Raw genomic sequence first — 17,794 nt, 5'->3', positions numbered from 1 at the left:
GAGGCTCCTTCGGTGGCTTCGGTGGCTTCGGTGGCTTCGGTGGCTTCGGTGGGGGAGTGCGGAGCTGGAGCCGGGGGCGCAAGGGCCTGCTAGACCTCGTCGGGAGTGCGGACCTCGGTGATCTGACGTTCCTTCAGATGTCCGGCGTCCTCGGCCCGTTCGGCCAGTACGAGGCACGGGCGGACCCCTTGCGCGGTGAGCCTCGCCCACGCCTCGAAGACCGCGCCTCCGGGCGCGCACACCGAGCGGTACGGAGCGTCCTGGGCGCCGCCGGCATCGACGACCAGCGCGGTGGTACGCGGCGGCGGCCGGTGGTCCCGGCCGCGCCACTGCCCGGCCAGTGCGGCGAACGCCCGGCCCGCCGGCTTGACCGTACGGTCGTTGGCGAGCAGCCCCAGCCCGTACTCCAGCTCCGGGAAGTCCGCCAGCGACCGCGAGACGTCATGGGAGCACCACCAGGTGATGCCCCACAGGTCCGGGCAGTCCAGCGCGTTGACGACGGTCGCCTCCGTGAAACGGGCCGCCCGGTCCTCGGGGATGAGCGGGGCCGGCGCGCCGACCTCCTGGAGCCATACCGGGCGGTGCGGATCGGCGGCCCACGCCTTGGACAACTCGATCAGATACGCGGCGTGCTGCTCGGTGGCGATACCGTCCGGGCCATGGCGCTGCGCGGTGCCGTTGAACACCCAGGAGTGCACGGCGGTCGCGGCGCCGAGCCGGGCGGCCTGCGCGGGGGTGAAGGGGTGCCCGTCGCGGTACCAGGCCGCGTCGTACTCGGCGTGCACATGCATCCGGCCCGGCGCGCCCCGTTCGCACGCCGCCAGCATCCGTTCCAGCCAGGCCGTGGCCTGGGCGGCGGTGATGCGGTCCGGATCCGGGTGCGGGCCGTCCGCGAACTGGTTGATCTCGTTGCCGACCGTCATCCCGAGAAAGGCGGGCCGGTCGGCGAGGGCGGCGGCGAGCGTCCGCAGATACTCCTCCTGGGCGGCGAGCACCTCGGGATCGGTGAAGAGAGAGCGGCGGTGCCAGGTCTGCGTCCAGGCGGGCAGGAAGTCGAAACTGGAGAGATGTCCCTGGAGGCCGTCGACGGCGACGTCCAGGCCGCGTTCGGCGGCCGCATCGGCCAGCTGGACGAGCTGGTCCACGGCGCGCGGCCGGATCAGGGTGCGGTGCGGCTGGAAGAGCGGCCAGAGCGGAAAGACCCGGATGTGGTCGAGCCCGAGCCCGGCCAGGGAGTCGAGATCGGCGCGTACGGCATCCAGGTCGAAGTCCAGCCAGTGGTGGAACCACCCTTGGCCGGGCGTGTAGTTGGCGCCGAATCGCATGGGCTCCTCCAAAGGGCGGAACGGGGCGCGGGGCTCGGGGCGGCGGCCGGATCAGCCCTTGACGGCACCCTCGCCGACGCCGCGGAAGAAATAACGCTGGAGACAGGCGAACAGCACGATCAGCGGCAGGACGGCGATGACCGTGCCCGCCGCGACCAGCCGCTGGTCGTCGGCGAAGGTGCCGTGCAGGAAGTTCAGGCCGATGGTCAGGGTGAATTTCGACTGGTCGCTGAGCACGATCAGCGGCCACAGGAAGTCGTCCCAGGCGCCCATGAAGGCGAAGATCGCCACGACGGCGAGGGTGCCCCGGACCGACGGCAGCGCTATCCGTACGAACCGCTGCCAGGCGTTCGCGCCGTCGACGAAGGCCGCCTCCTCGATCTCGTAGGGCAGTCCGGCGAAGGCATTGCGCATCAGCAGCACATTCATCGCACCGATACAGCCGGGCAGGACCACCCCGAGCAGGGTGTCGTTCAGCCGGAGATCCCGCATCGTCAGAAACTGGGCGATCATGATGCTTTCGACCGGCACCAGCATCGCCATGAGGAAGACCCCCAGCGCGGCCGTGCGGCCCGCAAAGCGCAGCCGGGCCAGCGCGTAGCCCGCCGGCGCGGCGCCCGCGCAGTTGGTGAGCACATTGGCGGTGGCCACCTTGAGCGAGTTCAGCGCGAAGTCCCACACGGGGACGATCCGGGCCACGCCCGCGTAGTTGGCGAGCGTGGGGTGGTGCGGGACGAGGCTCGGCGGATAGCGGTAGAGGTCCTCGCCGGGCCCCTTGAGGGAGGTGGACAGCTGCCACAGGAACGGGCCGACCGTGAGGGCCAGGACGGCCAGCAGCAGCACGTACCGCAGCGCCAGCTGCCGGCGGGGCAGCCGCCGTTCGCCCCGCCGCTCCTCCCGGTCCGTGCGGCTCATGCCGAAACTCCCCCCGTCTCCGACCGGGGGTACCCCCACGCTACGTTCGGCTTCGCATTCGCTCAGCGCGCGCCCTTTGATGATGAGCTCGCTGCGCTCGCTCATGCCCCGCCCTCCCGCCGCGAGGCGCGCAGCACCAGCAGCATCAGGCCGAGGGTGAGGACGAAGACGACGACGGACAGTGCCGAGGCATAGCCGACCCGGCCGCTGAGACCGGTACCGACCTGCCGGACGAGCATCACCAAGGTGGTGTCCTCGCCGCCGGGGCCGCCCGTCGGACCGGCCATCAGATAGACCTCGGAGAACACCCTGAACGCATTGACCGAGGCCAGCGCGCCCACCAGCACCATCGTCGGCCGCACCGCGGGCACGGTCACCGTGACGAAGCGGCGCACGGTCCCCGCGCCGTCGACCGCACACGCCTCGTGCAGCTCACGGGGGACACCGGCGAGCGCCGCCAGATAAATGATCATGTAGTAGCCGAGCCCCTTCCAGACGGTCACCGCCATCGCGCTGAGCAGCAGCAACCACGGATCGCCGAGAAAACCGACCCGCCCGAACCCGAGCCCCTCCAGCAGCGCATTGATCAGCCCCCGGTCGTCCAGCAGCCACACCCAGATCAGCCCGACCACGACGACGGAGGCCACCACCGGGGTGTAGAACGCGGCCCGGAAGAAGGTGATCCCGGGGATGTGCCGGCGCACCAGGAGGGCCAGCAGCAGCGGCAGGATCACCAGCAGCGGGACGACCCCCAGGACGTACAGCAGGCTGTTGCGCAGCCCCGTCCAGAACATCGCGTCGTGGATCAGCTCCCGGTAGTTGGCGCCGCCGACATAGCGCCCGCCGGTGAGGGTGCGCGCGTCGGTGAAGGAATGCGCGACGGTGCTCAGAAACGGGTAGAGGCCGAACGCCGCGGAGATCAGCAGCCCGGGCGCCAGGAACAGCCAGGGAGTCGACGGCAGATGCGTACGGATACGGGGGCGGGGGCGGGTACAGATGCGGGGGCAGGTACGACGGGCGGGCCGCCGGGCGCTCACCGTGGCCTCAGCCCGTCGCGAGCAGGCGGTTGCACTCGGCGGCCGCTGCGTCCAGCGCCGCCTTCGGCGACTGCTTGCCCTGCACCGCCCGGGCGACCGCATTGCGCAGCACCGTCTTCATCTGATCGCTGAGCGCCACCGGCGTGTAGTTCACCGCGGTCCGCAGCGACCGGGCCGCGGCCACCCGCACCCGGGTCGCATCGGTGCCGTCCTCCCTGGTGAAGTACGGATCGTCCAGCGTCCCCTTGGTACTGGGAAAGATCGCCACTTTCCTGGCGAAGGCCATCTGCTGCTGCGCGCCGGTGACGAAATGAGCGAACGCCACGGCGGCCGGCTTCACCCTGCTCTGCGCATTCACCATCAGGCCCTGGACATACATATTGGCCCGGCCGGTGTTGTTGACCGCATCCGTGATCCCGATGTTCCGGTACAGACCCGGCGCCTCTTTCCGGAAATTCTCCAGATCCAGCGCGCTGCCCGGATTCATGGCCACCGACTGCTGCTCGAACTTCCGCCCCGCGGACTCGGCCTGTGCGGTGAGCGCCTGCGAATCCAGCGCCCCGGCCGCATACAGCTCCCGGTAATGCCGTAACAACTCGACGCCCTTGGGATCATTGAACGTGAACCGAGTGCCGCTGGAATTCATCAGCCGTACGCCATAGCGTCCAAAATCCTCGATGCTCGGCGTACTCGCCAGCATCGCCGTCTTCCCGCCGCTCCGCTTCGCCATCGTCACGGCATCCGCGAAGAGCCGGTCATAGGTCTTCGGAGGTTTCTCCGGATCGAGACCGGCCCGCGCGAAGAGCTGCTTGTTGTAGAACATCGGGCCGGTGTTCAGATACCACGGGAAGGCGTAGACCCCCGGCAGCCCCGGCATCCGCTGGCTGCGCCACGCCCCGGCGAGATACTCCCCGCGGTACCTCCCCGCGGTACCTCCCCGCGGCCTTGTCCAGGTCGAGCGCGAGCCCCGCCTTCGCCAGCGGATAGGCGAGATCGGGCGACACATTGACGACATCGGGCAGCGTGCCCCCCGCCGCATCCGCGCTGAGCTTGTCCGGATAGCCCTCGGCCGGCTGGTCGATCCACTTCACATGGGCGTCCGGATACTTCTTCTCGAAGTCCGCGATCACACCCTCGAAGTAATCCTTGAAATGCGCCTTGAGATTCCAGGTCTGAAAGGTGACCTGCCCCTCGACCTTTCCCGTGACAGCGTCGGACCCCGCGGAATTTCCCGGGCCCCCGCACGCGGTAAGCGCCATCACTGAGGTCACCAGGGCCACGCCGACCACGGCTCCACGGCGAAAGATACGCATGGCTGGCTCCTTTGCGATACAAGCAGAATTGCTGTATGACGGCCACACCGTAACGATGCGGCAGACCGTACTGAGGCGATTTGGCGAGTGTCAATACCGGGGACCGCGCGGTCTCCCAGGAAGCGGCCGAAAAGCGGGTTGACAGATCTTTTCTCGCTGGTCAGTCTGCTCGGACTGCCGCTACTAATGCGGTTTAGTGAGTACCGTCCACGCCCCGAGGAAGTGCGCCATGACAGCATCCGGTGAGGCCGCCCGCCGACCCCCGGCACGCCGGCCGACGATCAAGGACATCGCCCGACGGGCCGGGGTCTCGGAAAGCGCCGTCTCCTTCGCGCTCAACGGCCGTCCGGGCGTCTCCGACCGCACCCGCACCCGGATCCGGCGCGTGGCACAGGAACTGGGCTGGCAGGCCAACAGCGCCGCCCGCGCCCTGTCCGGCGACCGCGCCGACTGCATCGGGCTGGTGCTCGCCCGCCCCGCACGGACCCTCGGCGTGGAGTCGTTCTTCCTCCAACTGGTCTCCGGCATCCAGGAAGTGTTCTCCGCGCACCGCACCGCGCTGCTCCTCCAGGTCGTGCCGGACCTCGCGGCCGAATGCGCGCTCTACCGCCGCTGGTGGGCCGAACGCCGGGTGGACGGCGTGCTCGTCGTCAACCCGCGCACCGAGGACCCGCGGCCGCGGCTGCTCGGCTCGCTCGGCCTCCCCGCGGTCGTCGTCGGCGGCCTGGCCACCCCCGGACCGGACTCCGCGCCGCCCCCGCTGCCCACCGTATGGGCCGACGACGCCAAGGCCATGGCACGGATCCTCGACCACCTCCACGGCCTCGGCCACCGCCGCATCGTCCATGTGGCCGGCCTGCCGGAACTGGCCCACACCGCACGCCGGATCCGCTCACTGCGCAGTGAGGCGGCCCGGCGCGGCCTCGATACGCGCCAGGTCCGCTCGGTGACCACCGACTACTCCGACGCCGAGGGCGCCGAGGCCACCCGCCGCCTCCTCGACACGGCCGAACCGCCCACGGCGATCATCTACGACAACGATGTGATGGCGGTGGCCGGCGCCTCGGTCGCCGCCGAGCGCGGTATCCCCGTCCCGCGCGGCCTCTCGATCGTCGCCTGGGACGACTCTCCGCTGTGCCGGGTAACTCACCCCCGGCTGACGGCACTTGTCCGCGACACCGCCGCCTTCGGCCGGCTCGCCGCCCAGGAACTCCGCGCCGTCCTCGACGGCGGTCCGGTACGCGCCGTGCAGGGCGAACTGCCGCATCTGGAAGAACGGGAGAGCACCGGCGCGCCTTGACAGCGCCTTTGCCACATGCCGAGGATGTGCGCACGGCATCGCGCGTCGGTCACCGTCCGGGTGAAGCGTGGAGGTGCCCGGGAGATGCCCGCTGGAGGCATTCCACCGTGTCAGTCGAGTTGAACCACACCATCATTTCCGCCCGGGACAACCGGGCTTCCGCCGAATTCCTGGCGCATATCCTTGGCCTTGAGGTCGGTCCGGAATGGGGCCCCTTCATTCCCGTCGCCACGTCCAATGGCGTCACACTGGACTTCGCCACCGTCGATCCGCAGCACCTCACGATGCAGCACTACGCCTTCCTCGTCTCGGAGGACGAGTTCGATGCGTCGTTCGCCCGCATCAAGGAAGCCGGGCTCACGTACTGGGCCGATCCCCGGCAGCAGCATCCGGGCGAGATCAATCACCACCACGGCGGGCGCGGCGTGTACTTCCTGGATCCCGCGGGCCATGCCTTGGAAATCCTCACTCAGCCGTACGGCAATTCCGCGACGTAACACGGAACTTGTGTCGGGCGGTCCGAGATATTCCGGAATTCCCCCGAAGTTGGACACAACGGCCGGTCCCCGGCGCCGAAAGAGGCGCCGGGGACCGGCCGTTACCGCGCGGAGATGAGGCGCGGGGGCAGGGAGGGGTCAGCCGCCGTTCGCGAGGACCATGAGCCGGGAGAGCGAACCGTTGAAACGGTTGCGGTCACCGATGCCCGGACCCGACGAGGTGTGCTGCCAGATGCTGTGGAATTTCCAGCCGGCCGGCAGCGCGCCGAGCGAGCCGCCGTAATGCGGGATCCACAGCGGGTTGGAGATGCCGAAGCGCGCGGAGTTCCCGGTGCACCGCTTCCACCAGTTGGTCGAGGTGTAGATCACCACGTCGCGTCCGGTCTTGGCCCGGTAGGTCCGCGCGAAATCCGCGATCCAGTCGGTCATTTCCGGGTGGCTCTTGCCGTAGCACGTCGAACCGTACGGGTTGTACTCCAGGTCGAGTGCCCCCGGCAGCGTCCTGCCGTCCCGCGACCAGGCACCGCCGTGGGTCGCGAAGTAATGCGCCTGCACGGCACCGGAGGAGTGGTCCGGCAGCGCGAAATGGTAGGCACCGTGGATGAGCCGCGCGTCGTATGCGCCCTTGTACTGCTGACGGAAGTACGGGTTCCGGTAATTGTCGCCCTCGGTGGCCTTGACGTAGGCGAATTTCATGCCGGCGTCGCGCAGCCCCGACCAGCCGATCTTGCCGTTGTGGCTGGAGACATCCACACCGGCCACGGCCGGCCGGCCACCCCGCGGCTCGGCGCCCCCGGCGCGGTCGCCCCCCTCGTGGGCGGCGATGGTGGAGCCCATCCAGTCCTGCTCGGGGTGCGCGGGTCTCTTTCCCGCGTCCGAGGCCCCAGCGGCGCCGGGCAGCGTGAGGGGCAGCACGAGCACGGTGAAGAGAGAGACGAACGTTCCGGCCACGATATGGCGTGAGCGGCGGCGGGCCGGACCGGATCTGCGCAAGGGCATCGCGTGCCTCCGAAGTCCTTCGGTTGGGTCAGGTACGGCGGAATGCGAGCAGAATTCTGCCGATAAGAAGACTCATACGCTCATCCGACCGCAGCTAAGGCCCGACCGGGCCGCGGTCCGCCGACCGGCCGGGGCATCTCACCCGACCGGCCGTCATATCCGGGCATGCGAACGGGCCCCGGCTCAATGCCGGGGCCCGTTGGGCTGTGCAGCGGCGAACGCGCCATTCCGCCGCTTCGCACTGCCTACGCCGACCGCTCCGTCGGCTTGTTCACGATGTCCTGCCCCCAGGCTCAGTACGCGGAGTTCACGTTGTCGATCGAGCCGTAACGGTCGGCCGCGTAATTGGCCGCGGCGGTGATGTTGGCGACCGGGTCCGTCAGGCTGTCGGCGGTACCGGCCACGTGGAAACGGTCGAACGTGGGCTGGATCACCTGGAGCAGACCCTTCGAGGGAATGCCGTTGATGGCGTTGATGTCCCAGTCGTTGACGGCGTTGGGGTTGCCGCTGGACTCCCGCATGATGTTGCGGTGCAGGCCCTCGTAGGTGCCCGGAATGCCCTTGGCCTTCATGATGTCGAGCGACTGACGGATCCAGCCGTCCAGGTTGTTCGCATAGCGCTTGGGCTCGGCCTTGGGCTCAGCCTTGCGCACGGCCTTGCGCTCGGTGGAGCGGTTGGCGGCCTGCTTGGCGGTGTGCGCCTTCTTCGGGGCTTCCTGGGCCTTGACCTGGGCGGCGACGGCCTCGATGGCCGGGTGCGCGACCTTGGGAGCGTCACTCTTGACCTGCACCGGGGTCGGCATACCGTTCGCGCTCACCGGCTTGACCGCGACCGAAGCGTGCGAGGCGGTGGCCTGCGCGGTGCTCGGCTGGGCGGTGACGGCCAGGGCCGTGGTGGCACCGGCGGCGACCAGGACGGCGGTGGCGACCTTGTGAGTGGTGGTGATGCGGGCGGTGCGGGGCAGGGTGAAGCTGGGCATGCGTGACCTCTTCCAGGTACGGGGGACGGGGGAGATGGCCTTTACTGCGGCGCGTGGTGCGTCCGGGAGTTATTCGCTGCGTTCGCCTTCAGAGGCTTAATTCGCTGGCTCGTTCCCGGCGCAAATCCATAGTTAGCGACCGCCCCGGTCGCTGGCAATGATGGCCGGTACTAGGCATCTTCGTGAGATACCCGGCCACGCCCGCACCCGGGCCCATTTCCCGCCCCAGCGGCGCTATTTCGTCCACTAGTCGAGGTCGTACGTGACGTACGCCCTGTGCCCGGCATCACCCGTGGCGGCCCCGAATTGCCTTCCCCTGCCGCGCCAAAGTTGCCTGGCTCACATGCGAATTGAGCTTTCCCCGTACCCGTCCTCTGCCCGGGACGCCGGAAGGGAATCCGGGTTATTCAGTGAGCCGGGTCTCACGGATTCCAGAAATGTGGCGCACGGCACCATTCCGGGACCTGGAAGGGCGCGGAATACGGGCACGCACGGCAACCGGTAAGGGACGCGGTGCGGTGCGATACGCCACCCGCCTTCGGGCGTCCATCGAGCTAGCCCGTCAGGGAGATTTCGCTACGGCGAAACGGCGGTGCTGATGGTCCGTTCGCAGCAGCATCCGGGCTGTCGTGTGGCCGCGGATCCCTATGTGCCCGATGGTGAGACCGCAAGGTGTAGTTCACCGCTCACTCACCGTAGGGAAATCCCATGCTACGTCGTGTTTCCACCGTTCTCACCGGCGCCCTTGTGGCGGGCGTCATCGCCACCGGTGCTGCCGCCGCGACGCCCAACCCCGAACACGGGCAGCGCGCGCACCACAGCCAGGGTCGGCACATGCGGATGGACGAGGGCCGTCGTCACGTCCGCATGGACGACCGCGCCCGCGGTGGTGGTGGCGGTCGCGACGAGGGCCGCGGTGACGGTCGCCACCGCTACGACCGCGAGGGCCTGTTCCTCGTCGGCCGTGTGCTGCACGCGCTGTTCGGTCCCTGGGGCGGGATCGGCTTCTGACGCCTGGACAGCAACGAGAACGGCAGTGGCCCTGCCCGCGCGATGCGGGCAGGGCCACTGCCGTTGCTGCTGCCGTGTGCCGTTGAGAAGGCGGCTCAGTAGGCGGAGTTGACGTTGTCGATCGAGCCGTAGCGGGCGGCCGCGTAGTTGGCGGCGGCGGTGATGTTGGCGACCGGGTCGGTCAGGTTATCGGCGGTGCCGGCCACGTGGTACGTGTTGAACGTCGGCTGGATGACCTGGAGCAGACCCTTGGACGGTATGCCGTTGACGGCGTTGACGTCCCAGCCGTTGACGGCGTTGGGGTTGCCGCTGGACTCCCGCATGATGTTGCGGTGCAGGCCCTCGTAGGAGCCGGGAATGCCCTTGGACTTCATGATGTCGAGCGACTGACGGATCCAGCCGTCCAGGTTGTTCCCGTACTGCTGCCCGTCCTTGGACGCGGCCTGCTTCGCGGTGTGCGCCTGCGTGGCGACGGCGGTGACCTTGATGTGGTCGGCGGCGGTCGCGGCGGCCAGGTGGCCGGCCGGCGTCGCGGCCTGGCTCGGCGTCGCCAGCGCAACGGCCGCCGCGCAGCTCGCGGTGGCCACCAGCGCCGCGGAGAGCTTGTGGGTGCGGCCGATGCGGGCGGTGCGGGGCAGGGTGGTGCGAAGCATGCGAAGTGACCTCTTCCAGGGGGGTGGCGGGTAAAGGCGGGTGGCCTTCGGTGGCTGTTGTGTCCCGAGGGTCTGTGCCGCGCTCGCCGCTCTGGCTGAGGTCATCGGCTCGTTCTCGGTGCTGCCGAGAAACATGTTTAGCCAGCGCCCTGGATGGTGGCAATGGTGCCGAGTACTACCGATGTTCGTGAGATGACGTGAAATGTCCGTTGTAAAGGCCGCGGAAGGCGCTCTCCGTCGGAGATGTGCCCACTAGGAAAGCTCGTAAGTGAGCTACGTCCTGTGCCCGGCGTCACTGCATAGCCCGCCGAAACCGGCTTTCGGAGACCGCCGAAGTTGCCTGGCTCACACGCCCAATGGGCGTTTCATGGGCGTTTTTGCCGATATGCGACGGCGCTCCTTGTGCGCCACCGCACAAGGAGCGCCAATAACGGGCCGCTGCGCCGTCAGTCCTCCAGCAGCCGGGCCGCCAGATGCTCGAGCCGCGCATGCCATGCAGCCAGCGCCGCCTCGGTGTCGAAGCCCCGCGGCCCGGTCTGGGTCAGTACGAGACGCGGCCCGTGGCCGGTGCCCGGCCGCAGCTCCCAGCGGACCCTGCCCTGCGGATCCCAGCGGTACGCCAGCAGCTCCGCCGCCCGCACCTCGGTGACCGGCCCGCCCGCCACCCCCTCCGCGGTGAAGCCGTCCGGCACGGGCTCGCCCGGTGCCGGCTCATCGCCCCCGGTCAGCGCCGCCCAGACGGCAGCGGACGGCCGTACCAGCTGACGCTCGAAACGGATCCGTGCCCCGTTGGCCGTCTCCTCGACGCTGCCGTGACCGAGGTCGAACTGTTCGAGATACGCCTCGTGCAGTGCGCCCGAGTCGGGATGCACGGCCGTCGACTCGCCGTCGAGCAGCTGTGACAGCGAGCTGAGGCACAGATGCCAGCCGGAGGCGAAGCTCGCGGCGCCGAAGCGGTCGCCGAAGGTGTGCACCAAGGTCAGCAGCGAACCGTCGCCGTCCGGGGCGATCTCCCAGCGCAGATGGTCCTCGCCCCAGGAGAAGGCGAACAGCCGCGGTTCCTCGGCATCGGTGACCGTTCCGGCCAGCGCGATACCGCTGACCCCGGGCATGGAGAAGGTCATCGCCCCACCGGGCCGCAGTTCCACCGTGACCTCGGCAGGGAACCACTGCCCGATACGCGCCGGATCGGTGAGCGCGGCCCAGACCTTCTCCGGGGGGTGGGCCAGCCGGCGCTCCATCCGCAGTGCGGTGCGGCCGTCGGCGGTGGTGAGGGTGTCGGAGTGCGGGTTCATGAGGGGTCGTCCTCCATGGCGTCGAGATGCCGTTCGAGGGCGTCGAGGCTCCCGGTCCACAGATGCCGGTAGTGCGCCAGCCAGGCGTCGAGCTCCGCCAGCGGCTCGGGCCGCAGCGCGTACCAGCGGCGCTGGGCCTCCTGCCGGACCTGGACCAGCCCGGCCTCGCGCAGCACCCGCAGATGCTTGGACGTACCGGGCTGGCTCAGCCCTAGCCGCGCCGTGAGCTCACCGACCAGATGCGGCCGCTCCAGCAGCAGATCGAGGATCTTGCGTCGGCTCGGTTCCGCGAGGACGTCGAACGGTATGGGCATGGCACCAGTATTGCTCTGGAGTTATATAACCGCAAGGAAATATACGGGCCCGTCCGCATCGCCGCAGGTCAGCCCGGCTACCCGCCCCCGCCCCCGCCGATCCGCCTCACCACTACGCGGCCCCCGCGACGGCCCCTACGACGCGCCCTCACGCATACGCCGGATCCCCGACCGCCCACGCATCGTCCGACGCCGCGAACAGACACGGCGCCGAGCTCAGCGGCGCGTCCGTGAAGAATCGCGTGGCCAGGTCGGCGACCTCCAGCGGGCGCTCCAGCACCACCCAGTGATCGGCGTCCGGAATCGACAGAAAGCGGCTCCCGTGGATCCGGGCCGCGAAGTCGCGCTGCCGGGCCGACGAGGTCACCGTGTCGTGCTCGCCGCTGAAGACGAGCGTCCGTACGCCGCTCAGGCCGCGGGAGAAGTCCGGGCGGTCGGTCAGCGCGCGGCGCACCGAGTCGACGGCATGGGGGGAGTGCCGCGCCGCATGCAGCATCGAGCGCCGCACATAGCGGTACGCCAACTGCCGTTTGGTCACATGCCGGCTCTCGTCGAGACACATCAGTCCCTCGGTGCTCACCGTGGCGAAGGACTCCAGCTCACCGCGGAAGAGATGCTCGGCGGCCCGCCGCCAGTGGTCGATCTGCGTGGTGGTGATGTGCGTCGGAACGCCGCCGAGCGCCAGCCGCGCGATCCGCCCCGGGAAGCGCTGGGCGCACGTATAGGCCAGGCCCGCGCCGTAGGAGAAGCCGAAGAGATTGATCCGCGGCACGTCCAGATCGTCGATGATGTGCTGGATCGCCGCGCACAGCAGGCCGATGCACGGCCCCGGCGGCAGCGGGTCGGCGCTGCCCATGCCGGGCAGGTCGGCGGTGACCACCTCCGCGAACGGCCCCAGATGCTCGTCCATCTGCGGCCAGCCGTACATGCCCTGCAATGCGCCGCCCAGCACCATGACGGGCTCGGTGACCCGGTCCGGCTGCCGCACCACCCGGTACGAATAGGACACCCCGCTCACCGACAGCGAGCGGATCGATTCCTCGGCCATGGCTGATTCCTTCGGGAGAAGCGGGAGAAGACCGACGGGAACGGGCCGCGCCGAGGTGGCGCGCCCGTTCCCATCGGTCACTGTTTGCGGGTGCGGAATATTCGTGGGGTGCGGAGCCAGGGGCGGCAACGGGGCTAACCGCGCGTCAGCACGAGCGCGGCGTTGTGTCCGCCGAAGCCGAGCGACGTCTTGACCGCGCAGTCGAACCTCGCGGGCCGGGCTTCCTGGCGCACGAGGTCGAGGGGGATCCGATGATCGGGCACCTCAAGATTGGCGGTCGGCGGCACCAGCTGGTGCTCCAGCGCCAGCACGGTCAGCGCGGTCTCGATCCCGCCGGCGGCGCCCAGGGTGTGTCCGGTCATCGCCTTGGTGGACGAGACCAGCAGATGATCGCCGAGCACCCGCTCCAGCATCATCGCCTCGATCAGATCGTTGACGACCGTCGAGGTGCCGTGCGCATTGACGTATCCGACATCGCCCGGCGCGACCTCCGCGTCCGCCAGCGCCGTCCGCAGCGCCCGCTCGATGCCCGTGCCGTCGGGGTCCGGCGCCACCGCCGCGTAGGCATCGCTCGATGCGCCGTACCCCGAGACCTGTGCGCGGACGGTGGCTCCCCGGGCGCGGGCGTGCTCGGGCCGCTCCAGTACGAGCAAACCCGCGCCCTCGCCGACCACGAAACCGTCCCGCTCCACATCGAAGGGCCGACAGGCCGCGGACGGCTTGTCCCGACGGGTGGAGACCGCCTTCATCTGGCAGGCGCTGGCGACCAGCAGGCGTGCGATGGTCGACTCCGCGCCGCCGGCGATGGCGATATCGCAGACCCCGGCGCGCAGCAGCTGGTGCGCGGTGCCCACCGCGACGGCGCCGGAGGAGCAGGCCGTCGCCACACCGAAGCTGGGACCGTGCACGCCCAGGTCCGTGCAGACGCTGCTGGCCGCGCTGTTGATGACGCTCAGCGGGGCGAGCTTGGGGGAGACCCGGCGGGCGCCGCGCTGGAGCATCGTCGTGTGCTGCTCGTCGTAGAAGGACACGCCGCCGTGCGCGGAGCCGATGACGACCGCGACCCGGGCGCTGTCCCAGGTCTCCGGCTCCAGCCCGGCATCCGCGACCGCCTCGCGGGCGGCGATCACCGCGAACTGCGAGAAGCGGTCCATCAGCCGCTGGGTCGCCACACCCAGCACCTCGGCCGGGTCCAGGTCCCCGACCGTGTACATGAAGTCGCAGGGGAGGTCCATGAGTTCGTCCGGCCGGGACACCCCGCCGGGCGCGCAGTCATGGGTGATGGTGTGCCAGGCGGCCTTCGCGCCCACACCTGCCGCGGTCACCAGCCCCAGCCCCGTCACCGCCGCGGAGAACGGCTGCTGCCGGGCGGTCACGCCGCGACTTTGCCGTCGACGGCGGACACCAGCGCACCCACGGTGTCCCGCGAGGTCAGCGCCACCTCATCGAGATCGATGTCCAGCTGGACCTCGATGAGCACCCGGAGTTCCTCCAGCGCCAGGGAGTCCATCTTCAGCTTGCGCAGCGGGGTCTCGAAGCGGATGTCGGCCTTTGCCACCCCGAATCGTTGGACCAGCAGGTCGTTGACAACTTCTGCCGCATTCACGTGGCGCTCCTCCGCTGTTCGTAGGCGTGCTGCCAACCGCGTCCTGGCGGGTGCTCGCCGGCGGCTCCGGCTGGTTCGGCCACTCTTTATACGCCGTGGTCCCGAGGACTCCCCAACCTCGGTAGCTCAATGGAGTGATGGGCGTACCGGGGCGTGCGAGGGAGTGCGCGGCCCCATGCCGCACACGCTGGATGGCATCTGCCTGTCCTAACGGCACGGGCCGACGGAGGGTACGGGGAGACGTCGTCGGACTCGGCCCACGGGCCCGGCCCCTGGCCGTACGCCGACGGGGCGTCAGACCTCGTCGAGGGCGGCGGTGACCCGTCCCAACAGACCCCTCAGCATACGAAGTTCCTCGACGGTCAGGCCCGTGGCGGCCAGCATCCGGCGGGGCACCGGCAGGGCCCGTTCCCGCAGGTCCTCGCCGGCGGCCGTCAGATGGACGGTCACCGAGCGCTCGTCCTCGGTGCTGCGCTCGCGGCGTACCAGGCCGGCGCCCTCCAGCCGCTTGAGGAGAGGGGAGAGGGTGCCGGAGTCCAGCCGCAGCTGCTCGCCGATGGCCTTGACGGGCTGCGCGCCGTGCTCCCAGAGGACCAGCATGGCCAGGTACTGGGGATAGGTCAGGCCCAGGTCCTTGAGGGCGTCCCGGTAGACGCTGCCGAAGGCGCGCGAGGCGGCATGCAGCTGGAAGCAGACCTGGTGGTCGAGGCGGAGCAGTTCGGAGTCGGGTACCGGGAGCGTGGTCATGGGTTCAGATTAGCTCGCTGGTTATTGAGTTGTGTACAACCAAGTTGCATCCAATCTAAGTGTGTGCAATGGTTGCCCCTGAATGAAGCTCAATGAAGCTCGATGCCGTGCGAGAGGGAAAACACATGGACGCGCTGTACACCGCTGTCGCCACCGCCAATGGCCGCGAGGGCCGGGCCGTCAGCTCCGACGGGCAGGTCGACCTCGCCCTGGCCCTGCCGCCCGTGCTCGGGGGCAATGGTGCGGGCACCAACCCCGAGCAGCTCTTCGCCGCCGGATACGCGGCCTGCTTCGCCAGCGCCATGAGCAATGTCGGGCGCCAGATGAAGATCGACACCAAGGATGTCTCGGTCACCGCCGAGGTCTCCATCGGCAAGGACGACACCGGCTTCGGCCTGGCCGTGGTCATGCGGGTGGAGCTGCCGGACGCCCTGGCCGGCGAGACCGGGCGCCAGCTGGTCGAGGCGACCCATCAGTACTGCCCGTATTCCAAGGCCACCCGCGGCAACATCGATGTCGAGCTGGTCATCGAGTAGGGGGTGTGTGCGGTGGCGGGGTGCCCGGCGGGACGGATGGGATAACTCGTTCTGTTGGTAGGGGAGTTGGGGTGGGGGGCCGGCGCGAATCGGTCGGTCGCTGAAGATCGGCGACGATCGGTGAAGGGCGTCACGTGCGTTTCCGGGCGCGTCGCCAGGCATGGCACCGGGTGCGTCACCGGGCGCGTGGGAGATGCGCCGCCGCACTAAGCGGACATTTATCTGTTATGGGTGCAAATATGGTGCATGGCCTTTCAACGGCTGGTGCACATGCCTGGACGACTGGCGCGACGGCTGTCTGAAGCCCTCCGGGGGCTGCTGCCCGGGCGGCGAGGTCTGAGCCCTGTTCTGACGCTGATCCCGGTCGGACTGATCGTCACCGTTGTCGTGATCGATGTGCTCTCGCCGCCCGACATCCATCTCGGGCCGCTCCTCGTCGCCGCGCCCGCCGTCTCGGCGGCTTTCGCGGGGCCCCGTGTCACCGCCGCGATCGGTGCTCTCGCGGTCGCCGCCCAGGTGTTCATCGGGATCGCGCGGGGCGTGCTGTTCACCGAGAACCTCCAGGCCCAGATCGCCGCCCTGGTGGCCGTCAGCGCGCTGGTCGTGCTGTTCGCCGCCGTACGGGAACGCAACGAGCGACGGCTCATCCGCAGCCGCTCGGTGGCCGGTGTCGCCCAGCAGGTCCTGCTGCGGCCGCTGCCCCGGCGCAGCGGTGCGCTGGAGATCGCCTCGCTCTATCTGCCCGCCGAGGAGGAGGCGGAAATGGGCGGCGATCTGTTCGCGGCGGCGCGTACCACCTACAGCACCCGGCTGATCATCGGCGATGTACGGGGCAAGGGGCTGCCCGCCTACAGCCATGCCGCCCTCCTCCTCGGCGCCTTCCGCGCCGCCGCCCACCGTCAGGCCACGCTGCCCAACCTCGCCATTCATCTCGACGGGGCCGTCCGCTGGGACAGCGGCCAGTGGCGCGCCGACCCGGGGGCCGCCCACGCGGCGGCGGACGGTGACAGGGGGGCGGAACGCGACGGGGGGAGGGTGCGCGACGGGGCGACGGGCGGTGCCGCCGCCGCCCATGCCGACACCGACGAAACCTTCGCGACCGCCTCGCTCTTCGACATCCCCGACCAGTGGCCCGTACTGCGCACCATCACTTGCGGTCATCCCCCCGCCCTCCTGCTGCGCGATGGTGAGATCACGATCCTGCACCCCCAGCGGGCCGCCCTGCCGATCGGCCTCGGTGTTCTGGCAGGGGAGCCCGAGTACGTGGTCGAGACCTTCCCCTTCGAGCCCGGTGATCTTCTGCTGCTGTACACCGACGGGGTGGCCGAGGCCCGCGACAGCAGGGGCGCGTTCTACCCGCTCGCCGAGCGCGCCGCCGCCTGGAGCGAGAGCAGTCCGCAGCAGCTGCTGCGGCGCCTGCGCGAGGAGCTGCTGACGCATACGGACGGACGTCTCGGCGATGACGCCGCGGCCGTCGCGGTGCGCCGCCTGCCCGGCGACCCGGCGGCCGGGCGATGAGATACGTCACGCTCGCCGACTCATCGCCATGTCGGGCATAACGGATTAAACGGATCGAGGGGAATGGGTAATACGCCGCATGATGTGGCGTATTCGGGCCGCCTGGCCCTCGCCCCGGACCGGCCGTCGGAACGCGGCCTCCTGGTCTGACGCTTCCTCAGTCCCGCCCCACTTGGTAAACACGTCCGAATCATCCCCAAGTGCCATGGGACCCGCACCATGATCGACCGCAACAGCCCGGACCACCACATATTCGCGTTCGACCTCACCGAGCACGAAACCCGGCGCCGGACCGAGGTGCTCGCGGCGCTGGGCGACGCCTGGAATCCCCTTGAGGTGATGGAGGGCGAGGCGGCGGCCGAGCGGCTGCTCTACTCGGGTCTGGACGCCGAGCAGCAGGCCACCTACGACATGCTGGTCGCCGAGGGTGTGCTGCCGGCCTCCGGACAGGCATGAGCATGCTGCCGCTCGATCCCACCGCCGATATCGGCCGCCGGGCCTGGGTGCCGTGCCCCGGATGTCAGGACCACCGGGCCTGCGCCACCTGCCTCGACGGCCGCACCTGCGCCGACCACTGGCGCTATCTGCTGTCGAACGAGGGCAGCCGACTGCACCTCCAGTGCCCCAACTGCGCCCATCTGTGGGCCTGGGACTCCGGCTTCGGGGCGGGCGGCGTCGGCCGCACCACCACCTGAGCCCT

Annotated in this window: 19 protein-coding genes and 1 pseudogene; 7 read left to right on the top strand and 13 right to left on the bottom strand. The window is 69.6% G+C overall.

What is annotated here, in order from left to right; translation table 11 throughout:
• Positions 1–89: 89 nt before the first annotated feature.
• From SNA_RS17770 to SNA_RS17755, 4 genes and pseudogenes are all read right to left on the bottom strand, one after another.
• Positions 90–1,325: a glycoside hydrolase 5 family protein gene (locus SNA_RS17770; protein ID WP_030073437.1), complete on the bottom strand. Its 1,236-nt coding sequence runs from the start codon at positions 1,323–1,325 to the stop codon at positions 90–92.
• A gap of 51 nt (positions 1,326–1,376) precedes the next feature.
• A complete protein-coding gene (locus SNA_RS17765) occupies positions 1,377–2,240 on the bottom strand; it encodes a carbohydrate ABC transporter permease (RefSeq protein ID WP_044365886.1) in 864 nt (287 codons plus the stop codon).
• A 101-nt stretch (positions 2,241–2,341) separates the two neighbouring features.
• Positions 2,342–3,277: a carbohydrate ABC transporter permease gene (locus SNA_RS17760; RefSeq protein WP_078969963.1), complete on the bottom strand. Its 936-nt coding sequence runs from the start codon at positions 3,275–3,277 to the stop codon at positions 2,342–2,344.
• A 7-nt stretch (positions 3,278–3,284) separates the two neighbouring features.
• Positions 3,285–4,590 (bottom strand): annotated as a pseudogene (locus tag SNA_RS17755) (ABC transporter substrate-binding protein).
• Positions 4,591–4,819: 229 nt separating this feature from the next.
• Between SNA_RS17755 and SNA_RS17750 the strand changes: the two are divergent.
• The gene (locus tag SNA_RS17750; protein ID WP_030073443.1) at positions 4,820–5,890 is read left to right on the top strand and encodes a LacI family DNA-binding transcriptional regulator; all 1,071 of its coding nucleotides are present in this window, start codon (positions 4,820–4,822) and stop codon (positions 5,888–5,890) included.
• A 107-nt stretch (positions 5,891–5,997) separates the two neighbouring features.
• Positions 5,998–6,387, top strand: coding sequence for a VOC family protein (locus tag SNA_RS17745; RefSeq protein ID WP_030073445.1), 390 nt, complete (start codon positions 5,998–6,000; stop codon positions 6,385–6,387).
• A gap of 138 nt (positions 6,388–6,525) precedes the next feature.
• On the opposite strand, the gene SNA_RS17740 is transcribed toward SNA_RS17745, so the two are convergent.
• Positions 6,526–7,386 (bottom strand): lysozyme, encoded by an 861-nt coding sequence (locus SNA_RS17740; protein ID WP_044365741.1) that lies wholly within the window; start codon positions 7,384–7,386, stop codon positions 6,526–6,528.
• A 293-nt stretch (positions 7,387–7,679) separates the two neighbouring features.
• Positions 7,680–8,366: a transglycosylase SLT domain-containing protein gene (locus SNA_RS17735; protein WP_198535060.1), complete on the bottom strand. Its 687-nt coding sequence runs from the start codon at positions 8,364–8,366 to the stop codon at positions 7,680–7,682.
• A gap of 708 nt (positions 8,367–9,074) precedes the next feature.
• Here SNA_RS17735 and SNA_RS41305 point away from each other — a divergent pair.
• Entirely contained in the window at positions 9,075–9,377 is a 303-nt protein-coding gene (locus SNA_RS41305; RefSeq protein ID WP_104531987.1) for a hypothetical protein, read from the top strand.
• Positions 9,378–9,472: 95 nt separating this feature from the next.
• Here the strand turns inward: SNA_RS41305 and SNA_RS17725 are convergent, their stop codons facing one another.
• The 7 genes from SNA_RS17725 to SNA_RS17695 all read right to left on the bottom strand — a co-directional run bounded on the left by SNA_RS17725 (position 9,473) and on the right by SNA_RS17695 (position 15,040).
• Positions 9,473–10,030, bottom strand: coding sequence for a transglycosylase SLT domain-containing protein (locus SNA_RS17725; protein WP_044365738.1), 558 nt, complete (start codon positions 10,028–10,030; stop codon positions 9,473–9,475).
• Positions 10,031–10,476: 446 nt separating this feature from the next.
• Positions 10,477–11,325 (bottom strand): SRPBCC family protein, encoded by an 849-nt coding sequence (locus SNA_RS17720; protein WP_030064942.1) that lies wholly within the window; start codon positions 11,323–11,325, stop codon positions 10,477–10,479.
• Positions 11,322–11,639 carry an ArsR/SmtB family transcription factor gene (locus SNA_RS17715; protein ID WP_044365735.1) on the bottom strand — a complete coding sequence of 106 codons (318 nt, stop codon included), beginning with the start codon at positions 11,637–11,639 and terminating at the stop codon, positions 11,322–11,324. Before SNA_RS17715 ends, SNA_RS17720 begins: the two co-directional genes overlap by 4 nt.
• A gap of 148 nt (positions 11,640–11,787) precedes the next feature.
• Positions 11,788–12,687, bottom strand: a complete 900-nt coding sequence (locus SNA_RS17710; RefSeq protein WP_030064939.1) for an alpha/beta fold hydrolase — start codon at positions 12,685–12,687, stop codon at positions 11,788–11,790.
• A gap of 134 nt (positions 12,688–12,821) precedes the next feature.
• The gene (locus SNA_RS17705) at positions 12,822–14,063 is read right to left on the bottom strand and encodes a beta-ketoacyl-[acyl-carrier-protein] synthase family protein (RefSeq protein WP_044365733.1); all 1,242 of its coding nucleotides are present in this window, start codon (positions 14,061–14,063) and stop codon (positions 12,822–12,824) included.
• On the bottom strand, positions 14,060–14,293 hold the full coding sequence (locus SNA_RS17700) for an acyl carrier protein (RefSeq protein WP_030064937.1): 234 nt from the start codon (positions 14,291–14,293) through the stop codon (positions 14,060–14,062). The genes SNA_RS17705 and SNA_RS17700 overlap by 4 nt, the downstream gene beginning before the upstream one ends.
• Before the next feature lie 294 nt (positions 14,294–14,587).
• Complete coding sequence (locus SNA_RS17695; RefSeq protein WP_030064936.1) at positions 14,588–15,040, bottom strand: MarR family winged helix-turn-helix transcriptional regulator; 453 nt, start codon at positions 15,038–15,040, stop codon at positions 14,588–14,590.
• A gap of 125 nt (positions 15,041–15,165) precedes the next feature.
• On the opposite strand from SNA_RS17695, the gene SNA_RS17690 reads away from it, so the two are divergent.
• From SNA_RS17690 to SNA_RS17675, 4 genes are all read left to right on the top strand, one after another.
• On the top strand, positions 15,166–15,576 hold the full coding sequence (locus tag SNA_RS17690) for an organic hydroperoxide resistance protein (RefSeq protein WP_030064935.1): 411 nt from the start codon (positions 15,166–15,168) through the stop codon (positions 15,574–15,576).
• Between the two features lie 270 nt (positions 15,577–15,846).
• Complete coding sequence (locus SNA_RS17685; RefSeq protein ID WP_078969980.1) at positions 15,847–17,094, top strand: PP2C family protein-serine/threonine phosphatase; 1,248 nt, start codon at positions 15,847–15,849, stop codon at positions 17,092–17,094.
• A 219-nt stretch (positions 17,095–17,313) separates the two neighbouring features.
• A complete protein-coding gene (locus SNA_RS17680) occupies positions 17,314–17,550 on the top strand; it encodes a DUF6400 family protein (RefSeq protein WP_030064933.1) in 237 nt (78 codons plus the stop codon).
• Positions 17,551–17,552: 2 nt separating this feature from the next.
• Positions 17,553–17,789, top strand: coding sequence for a hypothetical protein (locus SNA_RS17675; protein ID WP_030064932.1), 237 nt, complete (start codon positions 17,553–17,555; stop codon positions 17,787–17,789).
• The last annotated feature ends 5 nt before the right edge of the window (positions 17,790–17,794 follow it).

The organism is Streptomyces natalensis ATCC 27448 (genome assembly GCF_000935125.1).
Classification (GTDB): Bacteria; Actinomycetota; Actinomycetes; order Streptomycetales; family Streptomycetaceae; genus Streptomyces; species Streptomyces natalensis.
Note: the sequence above shows the minus strand (reverse complement) of the source record. Positions and strands in the feature narration are given on the sequence as shown.

Bases quoted from the DNA above. Each gene is read 5' to 3' on its own strand.
- SNA_RS17770 (WP_030073437.1), bottom strand. From the start codon at position 1,325: ATGCGATTCGGCGCCAACTACACGCCCGGCCAAGGGTGGTTCCACCAC.
- SNA_RS17765 (WP_044365886.1), bottom strand. From the start codon at position 2,240: ATGAGCCGCACGGACCGGGAGGAGCGGCGGGGCGAACGGCGGCTGCCC.
- SNA_RS17750 (WP_030073443.1), top strand. From the start codon at position 4,820: ATGACAGCATCCGGTGAGGCCGCCCGCCGACCCCCGGCACGCCGGCCG.
- SNA_RS17740 (WP_044365741.1), bottom strand. From the start codon at position 7,386: ATGCCCTTGCGCAGATCCGGTCCGGCCCGCCGCCGCTCACGCCATATC.
- SNA_RS17735 (WP_198535060.1), bottom strand. From the start codon at position 8,366: ATGCCCAGCTTCACCCTGCCCCGCACCGCCCGCATCACCACCACTCAC.
- SNA_RS41305 (WP_104531987.1), top strand. From the start codon at position 9,075: ATGCTACGTCGTGTTTCCACCGTTCTCACCGGCGCCCTTGTGGCGGGC.
- SNA_RS17725 (WP_044365738.1), bottom strand. From the start codon at position 10,030: ATGCTTCGCACCACCCTGCCCCGCACCGCCCGCATCGGCCGCACCCAC.
- SNA_RS17720 (WP_030064942.1), bottom strand. From the start codon at position 11,325: ATGAACCCGCACTCCGACACCCTCACCACCGCCGACGGCCGCACCGCA.
- SNA_RS17715 (WP_044365735.1), bottom strand. From the start codon at position 11,639: ATGCCCATACCGTTCGACGTCCTCGCGGAACCGAGCCGACGCAAGATC.
- SNA_RS17710 (WP_030064939.1), bottom strand. From the start codon at position 12,687: ATGGCCGAGGAATCGATCCGCTCGCTGTCGGTGAGCGGGGTGTCCTAT.
- SNA_RS17695 (WP_030064936.1), bottom strand. From the start codon at position 15,040: ATGACCACGCTCCCGGTACCCGACTCCGAACTGCTCCGCCTCGACCAC.
- SNA_RS17690 (WP_030064935.1), top strand. From the start codon at position 15,166: ATGGACGCGCTGTACACCGCTGTCGCCACCGCCAATGGCCGCGAGGGC.
- SNA_RS17685 (WP_078969980.1), top strand. From the start codon at position 15,847: ATGCCTGGACGACTGGCGCGACGGCTGTCTGAAGCCCTCCGGGGGCTG.
- SNA_RS17680 (WP_030064933.1), top strand. From the start codon at position 17,314: ATGATCGACCGCAACAGCCCGGACCACCACATATTCGCGTTCGACCTC.
- SNA_RS17675 (WP_030064932.1), top strand. From the start codon at position 17,553: ATGCTGCCGCTCGATCCCACCGCCGATATCGGCCGCCGGGCCTGGGTG.